At 70.0% G+C, this 16,471-nt stretch carries 12 protein-coding genes; 2 read left to right on the plus strand and 10 right to left on the minus strand.

Annotation, left to right across the window (positions count from 1 at the left end; genetic code table 11):
- Positions 1 to 10: 10 nt before the first annotated feature.
- From AC07OY_RS00880 to AC07OY_RS00910, 7 genes are all read right to left on the minus strand, one after another.
- Positions 11 to 1,972 (minus strand): response regulator, encoded by a 1,962-nt coding sequence (locus tag AC07OY_RS00880; RefSeq protein ID WP_495040645.1) that lies wholly within the window; start codon positions 1,970 to 1,972, stop codon positions 11 to 13.
- 25 nt (positions 1,973 to 1,997) lie between these two features.
- The gene (locus AC07OY_RS00885; RefSeq protein WP_495040646.1) at positions 1,998 to 3,599 is read right to left on the minus strand and encodes a response regulator; all 1,602 of its coding nucleotides are present in this window, start codon (positions 3,597 to 3,599) and stop codon (positions 1,998 to 2,000) included.
- Positions 3,600 to 3,823: 224 nt separating this feature from the next.
- The gene (locus AC07OY_RS00890; RefSeq protein ID WP_495040647.1) at positions 3,824 to 4,471 is read right to left on the minus strand and encodes a response regulator; all 648 of its coding nucleotides are present in this window, start codon (positions 4,469 to 4,471) and stop codon (positions 3,824 to 3,826) included.
- Positions 4,468 to 6,147, minus strand: a complete 1,680-nt coding sequence (locus AC07OY_RS00895; RefSeq protein ID WP_495040648.1) for a PAS domain-containing protein — start codon at positions 6,145 to 6,147, stop codon at positions 4,468 to 4,470. The genes AC07OY_RS00890 and AC07OY_RS00895 overlap by 4 nt, the downstream gene beginning before the upstream one ends.
- Positions 6,148 to 6,150: 3 nt before the next feature.
- The gene (gene ccsB, locus AC07OY_RS00900) at positions 6,151 to 7,500 is read right to left on the minus strand and encodes a c-type cytochrome biogenesis protein CcsB (protein ID WP_495040649.1); all 1,350 of its coding nucleotides are present in this window, start codon (positions 7,498 to 7,500) and stop codon (positions 6,151 to 6,153) included.
- Positions 7,497 to 9,581, minus strand: coding sequence for a cytochrome c biogenesis protein ResB (locus tag AC07OY_RS00905; protein WP_495040650.1), 2,085 nt, complete (start codon positions 9,579 to 9,581; stop codon positions 7,497 to 7,499). The genes ccsB and AC07OY_RS00905 overlap by 4 nt, the downstream gene beginning before the upstream one ends.
- A gap of 68 nt (positions 9,582 to 9,649) precedes the next feature.
- Positions 9,650 to 10,270, minus strand: a complete 621-nt coding sequence (locus AC07OY_RS00910) for a c-type cytochrome (RefSeq protein WP_495040651.1) — start codon at positions 10,268 to 10,270, stop codon at positions 9,650 to 9,652.
- A 70-nt stretch (positions 10,271 to 10,340) separates the two neighbouring features.
- Between AC07OY_RS00910 and yihA the strand changes: the two genes are divergently transcribed.
- Positions 10,341 to 11,099 carry a ribosome biogenesis GTP-binding protein YihA/YsxC gene (yihA, locus tag AC07OY_RS00915; RefSeq protein ID WP_495040652.1) on the plus strand — a complete coding sequence of 253 codons (759 nt, stop codon included), beginning with the start codon at positions 10,341 to 10,343 and terminating at the stop codon, positions 11,097 to 11,099.
- 4 nt (positions 11,100 to 11,103) lie between these two features.
- Here yihA and AC07OY_RS00920 read toward each other — a convergent pair whose 3' ends face one another.
- The gene (locus AC07OY_RS00920; protein WP_495040653.1) at positions 11,104 to 13,155 is read right to left on the minus strand and encodes a DUF1631 family protein; all 2,052 of its coding nucleotides are present in this window, start codon (positions 13,153 to 13,155) and stop codon (positions 11,104 to 11,106) included.
- A 263-nt stretch (positions 13,156 to 13,418) separates the two neighbouring features.
- Between AC07OY_RS00920 and AC07OY_RS00925 the strand changes: the two genes are divergently transcribed.
- On the plus strand, positions 13,419 to 14,246 hold the full coding sequence (locus tag AC07OY_RS00925; protein ID WP_495040654.1) for a MipA/OmpV family protein: 828 nt from the start codon (positions 13,419 to 13,421) through the stop codon (positions 14,244 to 14,246).
- A gap of 174 nt (positions 14,247 to 14,420) precedes the next feature.
- On the opposite strand, the gene groL is transcribed toward AC07OY_RS00925, so the two are convergent.
- Both groL and AC07OY_RS00935 read right to left on the minus strand, forming a co-directional pair.
- Positions 14,421 to 16,070 carry a chaperonin GroEL gene (gene groL, locus AC07OY_RS00930; RefSeq protein WP_495040655.1) on the minus strand — a complete coding sequence of 550 codons (1,650 nt, stop codon included), beginning with the start codon at positions 16,068 to 16,070 and terminating at the stop codon, positions 14,421 to 14,423.
- Positions 16,071 to 16,168: 98 nt separating this feature from the next.
- Positions 16,169 to 16,459: a co-chaperone GroES gene (locus AC07OY_RS00935; protein ID WP_056202831.1), complete on the minus strand. Its 291-nt coding sequence runs from the start codon at positions 16,457 to 16,459 to the stop codon at positions 16,169 to 16,171.
- Positions 16,460 to 16,471: the final 12 nt, after the last annotated feature.

Raw genomic sequence — 16,471 nt, forward strand, 5'->3', positions numbered from 1 at the left:
TGAGGCGGCGTCAATCCGGGTTGTCTGTGGGCTGGCTGGCGGCCAGCAGCATCTCGAAGCGGCAGCCGCGGCCGGGCTGGCTCTGCACTTCCAGCCGGCCGCCCATGGCCTGCACGAGGTCGCGCGTCAGCGTCAGGCCCAGGCCGGTGCCCGGGATGGCGCCGCCGTCGCGGCCGAGGCGGTTGTAGGGTTCGTAGAGGTGGGCGAGCTGCTCTTCGCTGAGGCCGCAGCCGTGGTCCTGCACGGCCAGCACGACGGTGTCGCCGCGATGCTCGATCTCGACCTCGATGCACAGGCCGTCGCCGGCGTACTTGATGGCGTTGGACAGCAGGTTGTCCAGGCATTGGCGCAGGCGCCGGGCATCGGCTCGCACCTGCAACGGCGCTCCCGGCGTGGGCGCGCGGAGCAGCATGCCGACGCTGGCGGCCTGGGCACTGGCCGGCTCGCAGGCCTGCTCCGCCAGGGCGCGCAGCTCCACGTCCTTTAGCTCGACGGGGAACTGGCCCGCCTCCATGCGTGCCACGTCGGTGACGTCGGCCAGCAGGCCGGACAGGCGGCCGACGGCGTCCAGGATGTGGGCCAGCTTGTCGGCCTGGCCGGCGCTCATGCGCTCGGCCTGCATCAGCTGGGCGAAGCCCTTGATGACGTTGACCGGGTTGCCGATCTCGTGGGCGATGTAGGACAGCATGGAGGCGGTGGCGCGGCGGGCGGCGGCGGCCTCGGTCTGGCGGCGCGCCGCGGCCAGGGCCTGGTCGCGCTCGCGGGTGTCGCGCAGCACATGCACGGTCAGGGCGTCGGCGCCCGCGCCCTCGGTGGAGGTGCTGACCTCGACGGGGATGTGCTGGCCGCTGGCGCGGCGCACGCAGTCATGGCCGTGGGCATCGCTGACCAGCAGCTCATCCAGGCGGGCGCGGTCCAGGGCCTCGGCGCTGCTGTCGAGCAGGGCGCGTGCGGCCGCGTTGGCCATGACGACGTGGCCCCGGGTGTCGGCCACGACGATGGCGTCCTTGCAGGCCTCGACAACGGCGGCGACGCGGCCGTCGCTGATCTGGCGGTGTCGGTGGTCGACCTGGTCGAGATAGCGCTCGAGAGACCGCTTGCGGTCGACGAGGCGGCGCACGCGGGCGCACAGCACCGGCGCGCTGAAGGGCTTGCGCACGAAGTCGTCGCCGCCCAGGGCCAGGGCGCGAGCCTCGTGGCCGATGGTGCTGGAGCTGGTCAGGAACATGATGGGCACCTGGCCCAGCGCGGGGTCGGCGCGCAGCCGCTTGCACAGGCGAAAGCCGTCGCTGTCGGGCAGGTCGATGTCCAGCAGGATCAGGTCGGGCTTGAGCTCGCCGACCAGGCTCAGGGCCTGGCCGCCGTTCAGCGCGAAATGGCATTCGCCGACATCGGCCAGCAGGCTGCGCACCAGCTGGATGCTGGTGGCGTCGTCGTCGACGATGAGGATGCGCGTGCGGGTCTGGGCCGTGGCTTCGGTCTTGTCGGGCCGCTCGGCGGCGGCGCGCAGCTGGGTGCGCAGGCGGGCCAGCACCTGCACGTCGTCGAAGGGTTTGCGCAGGAAGTCGTCGGCGCCCAGCTGCAGAGCGCTGGCCTCGGTGCCGGCGTCGCCATGGCTGGTGGCGAAGATGATGGGCAGCTCGGCCAGGCCCGGCGTGGCGCGCAGGCGGCGGCAGACCTCGAAGCCGCCGAGGCCAGGCAGGTCGACGTCCAGCAGCACCAGGTCGGGGCGGTGCTGTTCGGCCAGGCGCAGCGCGTCCTCGCCGGTGGTGGCGAAGCTGACCTGGGCGAAGCCCTTGAGCAGCTGGCCCAGGTATTCGATGACGGCGACGTCGTCGTCGACGACCAGCAGGTGGATGAGGCAGGCGCGCTCGGCCGGCGTGCGGGCCGTGGCGGCGGCCGGCCGCCAGATCACGCGCGGCTGGGTGGGCGGGGGTGAGAGCCTGCGGCTCGTCGTGGTGGCGTTCATCATGTTCTCTCCCTGAGAAGCAATCAGTTCAGCGGCCGCCGTGGCGCGCGAGCGCGTCGGCCAGGCGGCCAGCGAGCTCGAGGATGTCCAGCGGCTTGGTCCAGTAGTCATCGAAGCCGGCCTGCATGGCGCGGTCGATCTGGCCCGGCGTCGCGTCGGCGGACAGCGCGATGCACAGCGTGCCGGCCAGGGCCGCGTCTGCGCGCAGCTCCCGGACGACGTCCAGGCCCGACAGGCCCGGCAGATTGATGTCGGTCAGCACGACCTCGGGTTTCTGGGTCTTGGCCAGGGCCAGGCCGGCGCGGCCGTCGCCGGCGTGCAGCACGCGCCAGTCCGGGCGGTCGCGCAGGGCTTCCTGCACGAGCAGGGTGTTGAGGGGCTCGTCCTCGATATAGAGCAGGGTGAAGGCGTCCTCGGCGTCGGCCTCGGGGCCGGGGCCCGAGGGCCGGCCGGGCTGGGCGCGATCCACGTCGAGCAGGCCGTCGACGAGCTGGTGCAGGCGCTTGGCGGCGTCCAGCACCCATTCGATGCGCTCCTGCTGGCGCGCGGTGAGCGCCTCCTCCTCCTGGTTGAGCAGCAGCAGCTGGCTGAAGCCGATGACGGCGTTCAGCGGCGTGCGCAGCTCATGGCTGGCGCGCGACAGGAAGGCGCTCTTGGCCGCGCTGGCGGCTTCGGCGGCGAGCTTGTCGCGGCGCAGGGTCTCGATCTCGATGTGCTCGTCGACGTCGGCGACGAAGCCATGCCAGAGCACGCTGCCGTCGGCCTGCAGGGACGGGCTGGCGCGGCCGGAACGCCAGGCCGGCCGGTCGGCGCCGGGCAGGCAGACGCGGAACAGCCGCTGCCAGGGCTGCTGATCGGCCTCGGCCTCGCGCATGCCGGCCAGCAGGCCGGGCAGGTCCTCGGGGTGGATGCGCTCTGCATAGGCACGCAGGCTCTCGGCCTGCAGCGGCGCCGTCGGGCCGAAGATGTGCTCGCCCTGGCCGCTGACGAAGCCGAGGTGGCCGCCGCCGCCGGCAAAGCTGCGGTACTGGAAGAGCATGCCGGGCGTCTCGGTGCTGAGCCGGCCCAGCAGCTCGGCCTGGGCCTGCAGGCGGGCCTGGCTGGCGAGCAGGTCGACATGCTCGCGGCGGTGGGCGAACCAGGCTTCGACGGCCTTGGCGATGTCCACCAGCAGCGTGGCCTGCACGGCGTCCAGGCGGCGTGGCACCGTGTCGCCGACGCACAGGGCGCCCAGCGTCAGGCCGCCCAGGCGGAGGGGCAGGCCGGCATAGGCGCGCAGCCGGATGTTGCAGCGGTTGTCGCCGGTGACCCAGGGGCTGGTGGCAAAGCGCGGGTCGGCCGCGGCGTCGGGCACCTCGAACAAGGTCTGGCCCTGGATGGTGTGGGCGCAGAAGGACTGGTCGCGCTCGCCGTCCAGGGCCTCGGTGCCGTACTGGGCCTTGAACCACATGCGGCGCTCGCCGACCAGGCTGATCAGCGCAATCGGAAAGCCCAGCAGATGGGCCGCGCAGCGCACCAGGCCATCGAGCACGGCGTCAGGCTCGGGCTGGGCTGGCGGTTCGCTGAGACCGAGCTCGGCCAGGCATTGCAGGCGCAGGGCTTCGTCGAGGGGGAGTTCGGCAGCTTTCATGGGGGCAATTTAGGTGCCCACCCACCCCAACGATGCGGGGAGTTCTTGATTGCGGCTGTCAGGCTGTTTCAGCAGACCCCTCGCCCAGTCCCGCTCCGCTGAACGCGGCGGTGCCTGGTCGGTCCCCCGAGGGGACGCCGATGCTTGCCGGATCGACCGGCAAGCACATCGCCCAACGCGGGCCGGCTAGGGAGCGGCCCGTCGCTCGGCCCGCAAGAGCGAACTCAGGCGTCGTTGCTCACAAGGCCGTGACGGATTGCCAGTTTGACGAGGGCGGTCACGTCGGGCGTGCCCAGCTTGGCCATCAGCCGGCTGCGGTAGCTGTCCACCGTCTTGGGCGACAGGTGCAGGGCGGTGGCGATCTCGGTGCTGGAATGGCCGTCGACGACCATGGTCACGACCTGGCGCTCGCGCACCGACAGGCTGGCAAAAGGATCGTCGCCCGCGCCTTCGGCCAGGGCCCGGGCGGCCAGTTCGGCGACGCCGGCACCGAGGTGGCGGCGGCCGGCGCGCAGGGCCTCGATGGCCTGCAGCAGCTCCTCGGACGGCGAGCCCTTCAGCACATAGCCGCAGGCGCCGAGCTTGAGGGCCATGCCGACATGGCGGGGCTGGGCCGACATGGTCAGCACCAGGGGGCGCACGCTCAGGTGGCGGCGCTGCAGTTCGGTCAGCAGCTCCATGCCGGAGCGCGGGCCGATGGACAGGTCGACGAGGACGATGTCGGGCGCCAGCTGCTGCAGCTCGGCCAGGGCGGCGGTGATGTCGCCGCTGTCGCCGACGACCTCGTGGCCGGCCTCGGTCAGCAGGGCACGCAGGCCCTGGCGCACCATGGCGTGGTCGTCGACAAGATAGATGCGGGCCGCTTGGGTCATTCAGGGGCCTGCCAGCGAATGATCAATTGCGTGCCGCCACCATCTCGCGGGCCCAGTTCCAGCCGCGCGCCGATGGCCCGTGCACGCTCTCGCATGCCGATGAGGCCGAGATGGCCGGGGCGGCGTTCGAAGTCGGCGTCCAGACCGCTGCCATCGTCGGCCACGCCGAGCTCGACCTCCTCGGCGCAGCCGTAGAAATGGATCCTGACCTCGGTGGGGCGGGCATGGCGCAGCGCGTTCTCCAGGCCTTCGCGGGCAATCATGAACAGAGCGTACTCGACCTGCACGGGCCAGCGCTGCATCAGCAGCTCGTCCTCGGCGTCCAGCAGCAGGCGCACGCCGGGGTGCAGGGCGCGGCGCTGGGCGATCTCGTTGTCCAGGGCCGCGGCCAGGCCCTCGTCCTCGAGCAGGGGCGGGCGCAGGTCGACGAGGACCTGGCGCACGTCGCGCAGGGCCTGGTCGACGAGGCCGCGGGCCTGCTGGCGGGCCTCGGCCGCGCCCAGGTCCAGCATCAGGCGCAGGGCCGTCAGCGTCTGGCCGAGCTGGTCGTGCAGGGCCTGGGCCAGGCGCTGGGTGGTGCGCCTCTCCTGGTCCATCAGCTGCTCGGCCAGGGCCGACAGCGCGGCCTCGGCGTCGATCTGCACGGAGATGTCGACGACGACGCAGAGCAGCAGGGCCCGGCCGCCCAGTTCGAGGGGCTCGGCGACCAGCTTGGCATGCAGGCGGCAGCCCGAGTGCGGGTGCAGCTCGCGGTCGTCGATCTCGGTGCGGCCGTCCAGGCCGGGCAGGGGTGTCAGGCCCAGCACCTTGGCCGTCTGGCCGACGACGGACAGGGTCGGCCAGCCGAGCAGGCGGCCGAGCTCGTCGTTGGACTCGATGACGGTCTCGCTGGCGATGTCGATCAGCGCGATGCCGACCGGCACGGTGTGGAAGAGGGCGCGGAACTTGGACTGGCTGTCGGTCAGGGCCTGCTCGGTGAACTTGGCCAGGGTGATGTCGGACAGCGTGGCCAGCACGCGGGCCGGCTGGCCGCGCGCGTCGCGCTCCGTCCAGCCGCGACAGCGCAGCCAGCGCGCGGGATGGCCCTGGGCGCCCGCCAGGCGCAGGTCGATGTCCAGCGGCGCGCCATGCTGCAGATGGGATTGCAGCGCGGAGCGCCACTGGCCCTGGTCGTCGGCCTGCAGCATTTCAGCCAGGCGCCCCGGGCGGCCCAGCAGGTCCAGGGCGCGGGGCGAGAAATATTCGCTGTCGGCGGCGATGTCCCATTCCCACAGGCCGTCGGCCGCGCCCTGCATGGCGCGGGCATAGCGGGCCTGGTCGGCATCGGCGGTGCCCAGGTCGCGGGCGATGCAGAGCCAGCCGCCGCCGTCGGGGAGGGGCGCGATGCTGGCCTCGAAACGGGCGATGCGGCCGCCATGGGTACGCAACGCGTAACGCAGGCGCTGGGGGCTGGCGCCACAGGCTGCGGCGAAGCGCTGGGCCAGGGCCGGTGGCCCGACGCTCTGCAGCGGCCGCCCCTGCAGCGTGGCCCAGGGCGCATGCAGGTCAGCGTGATCCGGTTGGTTGCAGGCTGTGAAGCGCAGGTCGGGCCCGATCAGGAAGGCGAGATCGGGCAGGGCCGCCGCGATGGCCGGCGCGGCCTCGTTCCAGGGCTCGCGGTCCGGCACTGAAGGCATGCGCTACAGCGTACCGTAGCTGTGCAGGCCAGATAGGAACATGTTCACGCCGAGGAAGGCGAAGGTCGTCACCAGCAGGCCGACCAGCGCCCACCAGGCCGACACGGCGCCGCGCAGGCCCTTCATCAGCCGCATGTGCAGCCAGGCTGCGTAGTTCAGCCAGACGATCAGGGCCCAGGTCTCCTTGGGGTCCCAGCTCCAGTAGCCGCCCCAGGCCTCAGCGGCCCAGAAGGCGCCCAGGATGGTGGCGATGGTGAAGAAGGCAAAACCCAGGGCGATGGCCTTGTACATCAGGTCGTCGAGCTGGGTCAGCTCGGGCAGGCGGGCCGTCAGGCGGCTGCGCAGCGCGACGGCGATGGCCAGGAAGACGGCGACGCCGGCGATCTTGCGCGCCCAGGCGTCCAGGCCGGTGACGGTGGCGGCTTCCAGCGTGGCGCCGAAGCGCACGGCCAGGATCAGCGCGACGATGCCGACGGGCATGGCCACGAGGCCAATCCACAGCGAGCGCGTCGCCGCCGTCTTCAGCAGATAGGCCAGGGCCACCATGGCCGCCAGCGCGAAGCTGCCGTAGCCGACGAAGTTGGCCGGCACATGGATCTTCATCCACCAGCTCTGCAGGGCCGGCACCAGGGGCTGGATCTCCTGGGCTTCGCGGGCCACCGTGTACCAGAGCAGGAAGCTGACGGCGCCGCTGACGACCAGCATGACGAAGGCGCCCAGCGAGCGCGTCGCGAAACGCTGCTCGTAGTAGAGATAGAACAGCGTCGTCATCCAGCAGAACAGCACGAAGACTTCGTAGAGGTTGCTGACGGGGATGTGGCCGATGTCGGGGCCGATCTGGTGGCTCTCGTACCAGCGCACCAGGGTGCCGATCAGAGCCATCAGCACGCCGCCCCAGGCCAGCTTGGAGCCCACCGTCTCGGCCATGCTGTCGCGGCCGGCGCCGGTGAAGAAGCCACCCCAGTAGAAGAGCATGCTGAGGTAGAAGCACAGGCTCATCCACAAGATGGCGCTCTGGCTGGACAGCATGTACTTCAGCCAGAAGACCTTTTCGCCGGCGGCCAGGTCGGCGCCGAAGGCATCTGGCTGCTGGGTGTAGAGGGCGATGGCGCCCAGCGTGGCCGCGCCGGCCGTGAGGCTGAGCAGGCGCAGCGGCTTCCAGAACCAGCCCAAGGCGATCAGGGCCGGCATGGCGCACAGCAGGATGCCCTGCTCGTAGCCGTCCATGCTGGCCTGGTAGCGGCTGAAGGCATAGCCGCCGCCGAGCAGCACCAGGGCGGCGAAGACCCAGTCGAGGATGTCGCGGCGCTGCAGGACATGGCGGCGCGGCAGATCGAAGGTGGTGGTGTTCATGCGTGATCCTTGAGCACAGCAGCCTGGAGCTGGGCGAACAGCGTGGCGTTGTCGGGCGACTCGCGGGTGCTGGACATGGCCATGCGCACCTGAGAGCCTCCCATGTCGGCGCTGGGGGCGATCCAGACCCACAGCCGCCTCTCCTTGATATAGAGCATGGCGAAGACGCCGATGATGAGCAGGATAGCCCCCAGATAGACCAGCTTCTGACCAGGGGCACGGGCGACCTGGAAGACGCTGGCCTGGACCTGCTCGAAGTTGTCCAGCTGCAGCAGGGCCGGCGAGGGGTAGTAGAGGCTGTCGGACAGGGACAGCACGGCCTGGGTCATGAAGCCCTGGGTCGCAGCGTCGGTGCCGGCGGGCTGGAGCCTGGCGCGCTCGCGGGCGAGCTGGTGCAGCTCGAACAGGCTGCCGTTGAGGATGCGCAGCAGCACCTCGGAGACGCGCTGGCGGTCGGCCTCGGGCACGTCGCGCTCGATGAACTGCGACAGCGCCGGCAGGCCGCCCTTGACCTCGTCGCCGGGCTTGGCGGCGGCGCCCGAGAACAGCGTCAGCGCGCGCTGGGCGGTGACCTGCAGCTGCGGCGTCAGCTGGGGCTGGTTGGGCGGCGTGGCGGCGGCGGCGTAGCGGCGCGCGGCGGTTTCGCGCAGGGCCGGCTCGGCCAGGGCCTGGCGCAGGCGGAGCCAGCCGGCCAGCTCGCCGTTCTCGTCGGCGGGCATGCGCAGATAGCGGAAGTTCTCGGCCGGGGTGTCGCGCACGCCGGCGAGGAAGAGCTTGTTGCCGTCCAGCTCCACGGGCAGCATGTAGTTGTTGTATTCGCGGGCCTGGCCGGCGGCGTCGCGCAGCTTGTAGCTGAAGCTGGGGCCGACGTTGTGCAGGGTCTTCTCGCCGCTGGTCTTGGCGCCGCTGCCCAGGTGCTTGCTCAGGCGCTCGCCGAGGTCGACCTTGCGCACGTCGGCGCCGCTGGCGTTGGCGCTGCTGCTGCTGTCATTGGCCAGGTTCTCGACGTTGATGACGCGCAGGCCGTCGAGCTCCAGCGTCTGGTCGCCGAAGGCCAGCTTGGTGCCGACGCGGCCGCTGATCTTGACCGGCGTGCCGGTGCTGGCCAGCGGCATGGCCTGGATCTCCAGCTTGCTGCCGCCGTCCTCGAAACTGCTCTGGTAGATGGCCAGGCCCTGGTGGATGACGGGCTCGTTGACCTTGACGGTGGCCTCGCGCCGCGTGCCGCCGTCATGGATGACGATGTCGCTGGCGAAGCTCTTGGGCATGCCGGTGGGGTAGTAGTCGACGATGAACTTCTTCAGCTCGATGTCGAAGGGCAGGTCCTGCAGCACGACGCCGCTGGGCAGGCTGAGCACGGCGATGCCCTGGCGCTGCTTCTCAGGCACCGAGACATTGCCGCGGAAGCTCGGGTTGCCGGTGGACAGGCGGTGTTCGGGCTTGATGTCCGACGTGAAACCCGAGCCGGTGTAGAGCTGCTTGCCCTGCACCCACATGGCCAGCTTGACCATGGCATTGCCGTCCAGCACGCCGCCGATGAGGATGAGCACGATGGACGAGTGCGCGGCGAGGTAGCCGATCTTGTTGGCCGCGCCGCGGCGCGCCGCGATCATGGTGCCGTTCTCGCGCTGCTGCACGCGGGCCTTCCAGCCCAGGGCGGTCAGGGCCTTGCCGATCTCGGCCAGGGCCATCTGCGGGTTGCTGTGCAGCTCGCCGATGGCCTTGTGGTGGTGGGCCTGCAGGGACTGCTCGCGCACGCCCTCCTTGTAGCTTTTCAGGTCGACGAGGATCTTGGGCGCGTTGCGGGCGATGCACAGGCTGGTGGACAGCACCAGGAAGGCCAGGATGACGAGGAACCAGGGCGCGCTGTAGACCGTGTACAGCCCCAGCTTGCCGAACACCTCGGCCCAGAAGGGGCCGAACTGGTTGACATAGTTGCCCATGGGCTCGCTCTGGCGCAGCACGGTGCCGATGACCGAGGCGATGCAGATCACGCTGAGCAGCGTGATGGCGAAGCGCATGGACGCGAGCAGGTCCAGCAGTTCGCGGGCGGTCGAGGAGCGGGCGGCGGTGGCGGACATCAGGGGATCAGCAACAAAAAAGGCCGGTGGAGTTCACCGGCCTTCGTTCCTCGAGGCTTGCGTGAGGTTCAGCGCAGGCCGGCGATGTAGTCGGAAACCGCCTTGATTTCCTTGTCGTTCATCTTGGCGGCGACGGTGGTCATGACCGGATTGTTGGCGCGCGCGCCGCTGCGGAAGGCCACCATCTGCGCCTCCACATAGTCGCCGTGCTGGCCGCCGATGCGCGGGTACTGGGCCGGCATGCCGGCACCCGTGGGCGAATGGCAGCCCGCACAGGCCGGCACATTGCGCTCGGCGATGCCGCCGCGGTAGATCTTCTCGCCCAGGGCGACGCTGTCCTTGTTCTTGGCGAAGCCGGGCTTGGCCGTCTTGGAGGCGTAGAAGGCCGAGACATTGCGGATGTCGTCTTCCGACAGCGGCGCGGCCATGCCCTGCATGACGGCGTTCTTGCGCTTGCCGCTCTTGAACTCGGCCAGCTGCTTGGCCAGGTATTCGGGGTGCTGGCCCTGCAGGATGGGATTGGCCGGGCTGCCGCGCGAACCGTCGGCCGTGTGGCAGGCGGCGCAGACCTGGGAGGAGATGCTGCCGCCCTTGCCGAGGTCGGGCTTGGCCGCAGCGGCGGCGGGCTCGTTCGCATGAGCCGTGGCGGCCAGCATCAGACTCGACAGGAGGAGAGCGACAGTCTTCATGGATTTATTGGGTCTCAAAGGGCGCAACCCGAGAATTTTACAATGCTGAATCACAGCGTCCGACCCTGCCATGACCAACGAAATCCCTGAGGCCTCCGCCTCGGAACCCCTGACCGAGAAGCTGGCCCTGGCCTGGACGCATACCGCGCGCTTCCTGACCACCGCCAGCCAGCTGGTTCACCTGCCCGCCACCGAGCTGCCCGAGATCGCCTTTGTCGGCCGCTCCAACGCCGGCAAATCCACGGCCATCAACACCCTGGCCCAGCAGAAGCGCCTGGCCTTCGCCTCCAAGACGCCGGGCCGCACCCAGCACATCAACCTCTTCGAGCTCGGCCCCAAGGACGCGGCCGACGCCCTGCTGGCCGACCTGCCCGGCTATGGCTATGCCGCCGTCAACAAGTCGGCCAAGCTGCGCTGGCAGAAGGTCATGGCCGACTACCTGGCGGTCAGGCGCAGCCTGTCCGGCGTCGTGCTGATGGCGGACTCGCGCCTGGGCCTGACCGACCTGGACCGGCAGTTGCTGGAGTTCGTCGCCGCCCGCGTGGCCACCGGCGAGATCCGGCTGCTGGTGCTGCTGACCAAGTCCGACAAGCTCAACCGCAAGGAGGCGGACGCCGTGCTGCGCACGACGACCGACTTCCTGGCCGGCCTGACGACCGAGCACTCCGACGTGGCCGTGACGCTGTTCTCCGCGCTGAAGAAGAGCGGCGTCGGCGATGTGGCCCTGGCCCTGCGCGAATGGGTGCTGGACCACAAGCTGCCGGGCGAAGTGCCGGAATCGGTGCTGGCCCAGCCGGCGCAGGAGCCGCTGGAGCCTGAAGAGGACTGAGGCCTCAGCCCCCGTCGAGGTCGCTCATCAGCGTGTCGACGGCGCGCTGGACGACGTTGTCGTCCTCCAGCGCCGTGATGAGGCCGTTGGACAGCAGGGCCTCGAGGGCGCGCCGCGTCAGCGGCAGGCGCACCTCGGAGTCGCGGCCGACGAAGAGCAGGAACTGGCGGCCCTCGCTGATCCACGCCACCTGGGCCGTGTGCCAGTCGCCCTGGATGAAGAGATGGAACCAGCGGCCGATCTGCAGGCCGTCGATCCAGCGCTGCAGGGCGGCGCGGGCATCGGGCGAATCGTGTTCGTTGTAGAGCTGCACCGGCACCGTCGGCAGCTCGCCGCGGTCGACGTCGGCGCTCAGCCAGTGCGAGGGCACCTGGGAGTCGCGCTCCTCCATCAGGCGCTTGACGATCTCGTCGGCCGAGGCCGGCGCGGCGTTGCCCGGCGTGGGTGAGGCCGCCGGCGGCGCGGTCGGACGGCGCTCCGACGGGTCCAGGGCCGGCAGGCCGCGCAGCAGGCGGGCATGCTGGCCCATCAGCTCGGTCAGGGCCGGCTCGCGCTTGGCCTCGGACAGCTGGATGCTGTCGCAGCCGGCGACCAGGCTCTCGATGAGGACGGGCAGGCGCATGCGCAGGGCCTCGCGGTCGGCGAGGTCGCGCGGCGTGATGAGGCTCTCGAGCACGCTGTCGACCATCTCCATCTCGGCGTGGGCCTCGCGCGAGTCGCGGCCGTAGCGCACCATGGCGGCGACGATGACGTCGACCCAGGACGTCTGCAGGAAGCGGTGCATGCGCGGGCCCAGCGGCGCGCCGGCGATCTGGTGGTCGATCTGCTCGCGGATCAGGTCGCGCCATTCGCTGCGCTGCTGCTCGCGCTCCAGGGCCGCCAGCGCGACGGCATTGCGCTCGCTGCTCTGGCGTGCCTGGTGGTCGATATGGGTGTCCACGCGCGCCAGCACCTGCTGGAAGAGCAGGGCGGTGGGCGTCGGCGCGTCGACCAGCAGCTGGGACTCAGCTTCCATGAAGCGCAGGAAGTCGACCAGGCGCGGGTCGTCGGCGCGCTCGAAGGCCATGCCATGGGCGGCGACGCGGTTCAGCAGCGCCCAGGTGGGGTGGTCCTGGCGGCGCAGCAGCATGGAGTCGCTGCGCGCCAGGCGCACGACGGCGATCTGCAGCCGCGCCAGCAGCGCCTTCAGCGGCGGCAGCAGGCGCGGATCGGCCAGAATCTGGTCGTAGAGCCGGCTCAGCATGTCCGGGCCGGTCGAGCGCACGAAGGGGGCGGGGGCCAGCGGGTCGCGCTGGGTGACGGGGCCGTGCGGCGTCAGGCCCTGGGGCCTGGAATTGACGGCGTCGACGCGGCGCGACAGGCCGTCCAGCGTGCCATGGGCGGGCGGACGGGTGCCGACGCCGCGGGCGGCCGCCAGGCGCTGGTGGGCCAGCGGGTCGGTGCTGGCATGGCCGTGGGAAGCCACCATGTCGCTGATGTCCGCGGCGTGCAGGGTGGCGCAGGCCTGCACATAGAGGCGGTTCAGCGAGCGCGCCAGCGGCGCGGCCGCCACGCGCATCAGCTCGTACTGGACCTGGGCGCCGAGGGGGCTGGAGGCCAGCGCGTGGTGCAGTGCATGGGCATAGAGGGCCGGACGCAGCGGGTTGTCGCGTTCGCGGGCGCGCGCGGTGCCGCGCAGGGCGGCAAAGAAGTTGCCGATCTGGTGCAGCTCGGCCCGGCTCATCTCCTCGGCGGCATGGGCCACATGGGCGATGGCCACGTCCTGCAGGGCCTGATGCTCGTCGACGAGGCTGAGGCTCTCCAGGCCGCCCAGCTGGGCGGGTGCACGGTGCAGGGGATCGTCGCCGCGCCGGCCGGCCTGCAGCAGCTCGATCAGCTTGCCCTCGAAATCGCTGGAGAAATGCGCGCGCACCTTGCGCCAGGCCTCACGCAGCGGAAAGTGCTGGGGCTGGGCGTCGAGTTCGTCCTGCACGCTGTTGAGCAGGTCGCGGGCCATCGGGCCGGCTTCGGTCAGCGCGTGGTCGAGCAGGTGGTGAGGATGCGGGCTGAAAGGCATGGACGCTATCGAGGGGCGTGACGGGATTATCCGGCGCAGCGCCGGTGCGTCCCGGGGTGTTGCCCTCGCTTACTGACCCCCCAACCACAGGGCAAACGAGTCTCTTCAGCAGCTTTTCACGCTTTTGCGTGCCGTACGCGTGTCTCGGGGCCGGCTGTCGGTTGCCCACAACAGCCGCCGTCCGGCCGGGCCGGCCCCCTCGCCGCTCGAGTGCAACCCGGCGGCGCAGGCATGATGCGCGCGTCTCCACACCTGATCCCGCCATGAAGCGCCTTCTCGGATTCAGCCTGGCCTGTGCCGCCACCCTTGTCCATGCCGACGAAGCCGCGCCCCGGCGCACCGAGTTGCCGCTCTGGGAAGTGGGTGTGGCGGCCGGCGCTCTCTCCCAGCAGGCCTATCCGGGCGCCGACGAGCAGGTCACGCGCACGCCGCTGCTGCCCTACTTCATCTACCGCGGCAAGGTGCTGAGGGCCGACGACGACGGCGCCGGCCTGCGCGCGATCCGCACCGAGGGCTTCGAGCTGGACGTGTCCTTCGCGGGCTCGCTGAGCTCCGGTGGCAAGGCTTTGAAAGCTCGCGAGGGCATGCCGCGGCTGCGCTCGCTGGTGGAGTTCGGGCCGGTGGGACGCTGGTATCTGAACGGCCGCGATGCCGCCCAGCGCCTGACCTTCGAGCTGCCTTTGCGAGGTGTGTTCGAGGCCGGCGATCTGCGCCGCCACCGCGGCATGACGCTGGAGCCTGAACTGGGGCTGGAGAGCCGCTCCCGCACCGGCTGGAGCTATGGGCTCAGCGCGGGCCTGCTGTTCGGCGACCGGCGCCTGGGCGCGACTTACTACACCGTCGAGCCGGGCGATGCTCTGCCCGAGCGGCCGGCCTACGCGGCCCGGGCCGGGCTGATCGCCTGGCGGCTCAAGGGCGGCGTGTCCCACCAGCTGACGCCAGACCTGCGCGCCTTCGCCTTCGGCCGCGTCGACAGCGTGGCCGGCGCGGCCAACCGCGCCAGCCCGCTGGTGCGCCAGACCACCGGCGCCAGCGTCGGCATTGGCCTGACCTACACCTTCAAGCGCTCGGCGGCGCGGGCCGACGACTGAGCTGGGCAAGGACAAAAGAAAAGGGGGCCGCTCGCGCAGCCCCCTTTTGAATGCTTGACCAGTTGGGGACAGAGCAGCCGGGCGAGTACGCCCGTCAGTTCTGTCCCGCAAGGACAAAACCAGTCGGTGCCAGAGCAGCCCGGGAGTACCCGGTCAGGTCTGGCACGCGAGGTCTTACATGTCCATACCGCCCATGCCACCCATGCCGCCCATGCCACCAGGCATGCCGCCGCCGGCGGCTTCGTCCTTGGGGGACTCGGCGACCATGCACTCGGTCGTCAGCATCAGCGACGAGACCGAAGCGGCGTTCTGCAGGGCAGTGCGCGTCACCTTGGTCGGGTCCAGGATGCCCATCTCGATCATGTCGCCATAGGTGTCGTTGGCGGCGTTGAAGCCGTAGTTGCCCTTGCCGGCCAGCACGGCGTTGACGACGACGGAGGCTTCGCCACCGGCGTTGTAGACGATCTCGCGCAGCGGGGCTTCGATGGCCTTCAGGACCAGCTTGATGCCGGCGTCCTGGTCGGCGTTGTCGCCCTTGATCTCGCCAGCGGATTGCTTGGCACGCAGCAGGGCCACGCCGCCACCGGCGACGATGCCTTCTTCAACGGCGGCACGCGTGGCGTGCAGCGCGTCTTCGACGCGGGCCTTCTTTTCCTTCATCTCGACTTCGGTGGCAGCACCGACCTTGATGACGGCCACGCCGCCGGCCAGCTTGGCCACGCGCTCTTGCAGCTTCTCGCGGTCGTAGTCGCTGGTGGCTTCCTCGATCTGGATGCGCACTTGCTTGACGCGGGCTTCGATGTCGCCAGCGGCACCGGCGCCGTCGATGATGGTGGTGTTTTCCTTGCCCACTTCGACGCGCTTGGCCTGGCCCAGGTCGGCCAGCGTGACCTTCTCGAGCGTCAGGCCGACTTCTTCGGCGATGACCTTGCCGCCGGTCAGGATGGCGATGTCTTCCAGCATGGCCTTGCGGCGGTCGCCGAAGCCAGGAGCCTTGACGGCGACGACCTTCAGGATGCCGCGGATGGTGTTGACCACCAGCGTCGCCAGCGCTTCGCCGTCGACTTCTTCAGCAATGATCAGCAGCGGGCGGCCGGCCTTGGCCACTTGCTCCAGCGTGGGCAGCAGGTCGCGGATGTTCGAGATCTTCTTGTCGAACAGCAGGACGAAGGGGTTGTCCAGCAGCGCGGCTTGCTTCTCGGGGTTGTTGATGAAGTAGGGCGACAGGTAGCCGCGGTCGAACTGCATGCCTTCGACGACGTCGAGCTCGCTGTCCAGGCTCTTGCCGTCTTCGACGGTGATGACGCCTTCCTTGCCGACCTTGTCCATCGCTTCGGCAATGATGCGGCCGACTTCGGAGTCGCTGTTGGCCGAGATCGTGCCGACTTGCGCGATTTCCTTGGAGGTCGTGGTGGCCTTGGAGGCCTTCTTCAGCTCGGCGACCAGGGCTTGAACAGCCTTGTCGATGCCGCGCTTCAGGTCCATCGGGTTCATGCCGGCGGCCACGTACTTCATGCCTTCGCGGACGATGGCCTGGGCCAGGACCGTGGCGGTGGTGGTGCCGTCACCGGCGTTGTCGCTGGTCTTGGAAGCGACTTCCTTGACCATCTGGGCGCCCATGTTCTGCAGCTTGTCCTTGAGCTCGATTTCCTTGGCCACGGACACGCCGTCCTTGGTCACGGTGGGGGCGCCGAAGGAGCGCTCGAGCACCACATTGCGGCCCTTGGGGCCCAGGGTCACCTTGACCGCGTTGGCCAGGATGTTCACGCCTTCAACCATGCGGGCACGAGCCTCGCCGCCAAAGATCACGTCTTTTGCTGCCATTTGATTCTCCGGGTACTTAAATTGGGGTCAGAGTCGATTTCTCTGAGTCAGTTGGGGACAGAGCTCGCGCTGCGCGCTTCGGTCTGTCCCGCAAGCCATTACTTCTGCACGACGGCGAAGAGGTCTTCTTCGCGCATGACCAGCAGTTCGTCGCCGTCGACCTTGACGGTCTGGCCGGAGTACTTGCCGAACAGGACGCGGTCGCCGACGACCACGTTCAGGGCCACGAACTCACCCTTGTCGTTGCGCTTGCCCGGGCCGACGGCCAGGACTTCACCTTGATCGGGCTTCTCGGCGGCGTTGTCGGGGATGACGATGCCCGAGGCGGTCTTGGTTTCTTGCTCCAGACGGCGAACGATCACGCGATCGTGCAGGGGGCGCAGCTTCATGGAATCTCCTTG

It is taken from the genome of Roseateles sp. GW821-FHT09H10, assembly GCF_059415865.1.

What these genes read in the sequence shown, in the direction of transcription:
- AC07OY_RS00880 (WP_495040645.1), bottom strand. Translation starts at nt 1,972, where the DNA reads ATGATGAACGCCACCACGACGAGCCGCAGGCTCTCACCCCCGCCCACC.
- AC07OY_RS00885 (WP_495040646.1), bottom strand. Translation starts at nt 3,599, where the DNA reads ATGAAAGCTGCCGAACTCCCCCTCGACGAAGCCCTGCGCCTGCAATGC.
- AC07OY_RS00890 (WP_495040647.1), bottom strand. Translation starts at nt 4,471, where the DNA reads ATGACCCAAGCGGCCCGCATCTATCTTGTCGACGACCACGCCATGGTG.
- AC07OY_RS00895 (WP_495040648.1), bottom strand. Translation starts at nt 6,147, where the DNA reads ATGCCTTCAGTGCCGGACCGCGAGCCCTGGAACGAGGCCGCGCCGGCC.
- ccsB (WP_495040649.1), bottom strand. Translation starts at nt 7,500, where the DNA reads ATGAACACCACCACCTTCGATCTGCCGCGCCGCCATGTCCTGCAGCGC.
- AC07OY_RS00905 (WP_495040650.1), bottom strand. Translation starts at nt 9,581, where the DNA reads ATGTCCGCCACCGCCGCCCGCTCCTCGACCGCCCGCGAACTGCTGGAC.
- AC07OY_RS00910 (WP_495040651.1), bottom strand. Translation starts at nt 10,270, where the DNA reads ATGAAGACTGTCGCTCTCCTCCTGTCGAGTCTGATGCTGGCCGCCACG.
- yihA (WP_495040652.1), top strand. Translation starts at nt 10,341, where the DNA reads ATGACCAACGAAATCCCTGAGGCCTCCGCCTCGGAACCCCTGACCGAG.
- AC07OY_RS00920 (WP_495040653.1), bottom strand. Translation starts at nt 13,155, where the DNA reads ATGCCTTTCAGCCCGCATCCTCACCACCTGCTCGACCACGCGCTGACC.
- AC07OY_RS00925 (WP_495040654.1), top strand. Translation starts at nt 13,419, where the DNA reads ATGAAGCGCCTTCTCGGATTCAGCCTGGCCTGTGCCGCCACCCTTGTC.
- groL (WP_495040655.1), bottom strand. Translation starts at nt 16,070, where the DNA reads ATGGCAGCAAAAGACGTGATCTTTGGCGGCGAGGCTCGTGCCCGCATG.
- AC07OY_RS00935 (WP_056202831.1), bottom strand. Translation starts at nt 16,459, where the DNA reads ATGAAGCTGCGCCCCCTGCACGATCGCGTGATCGTTCGCCGTCTGGAG.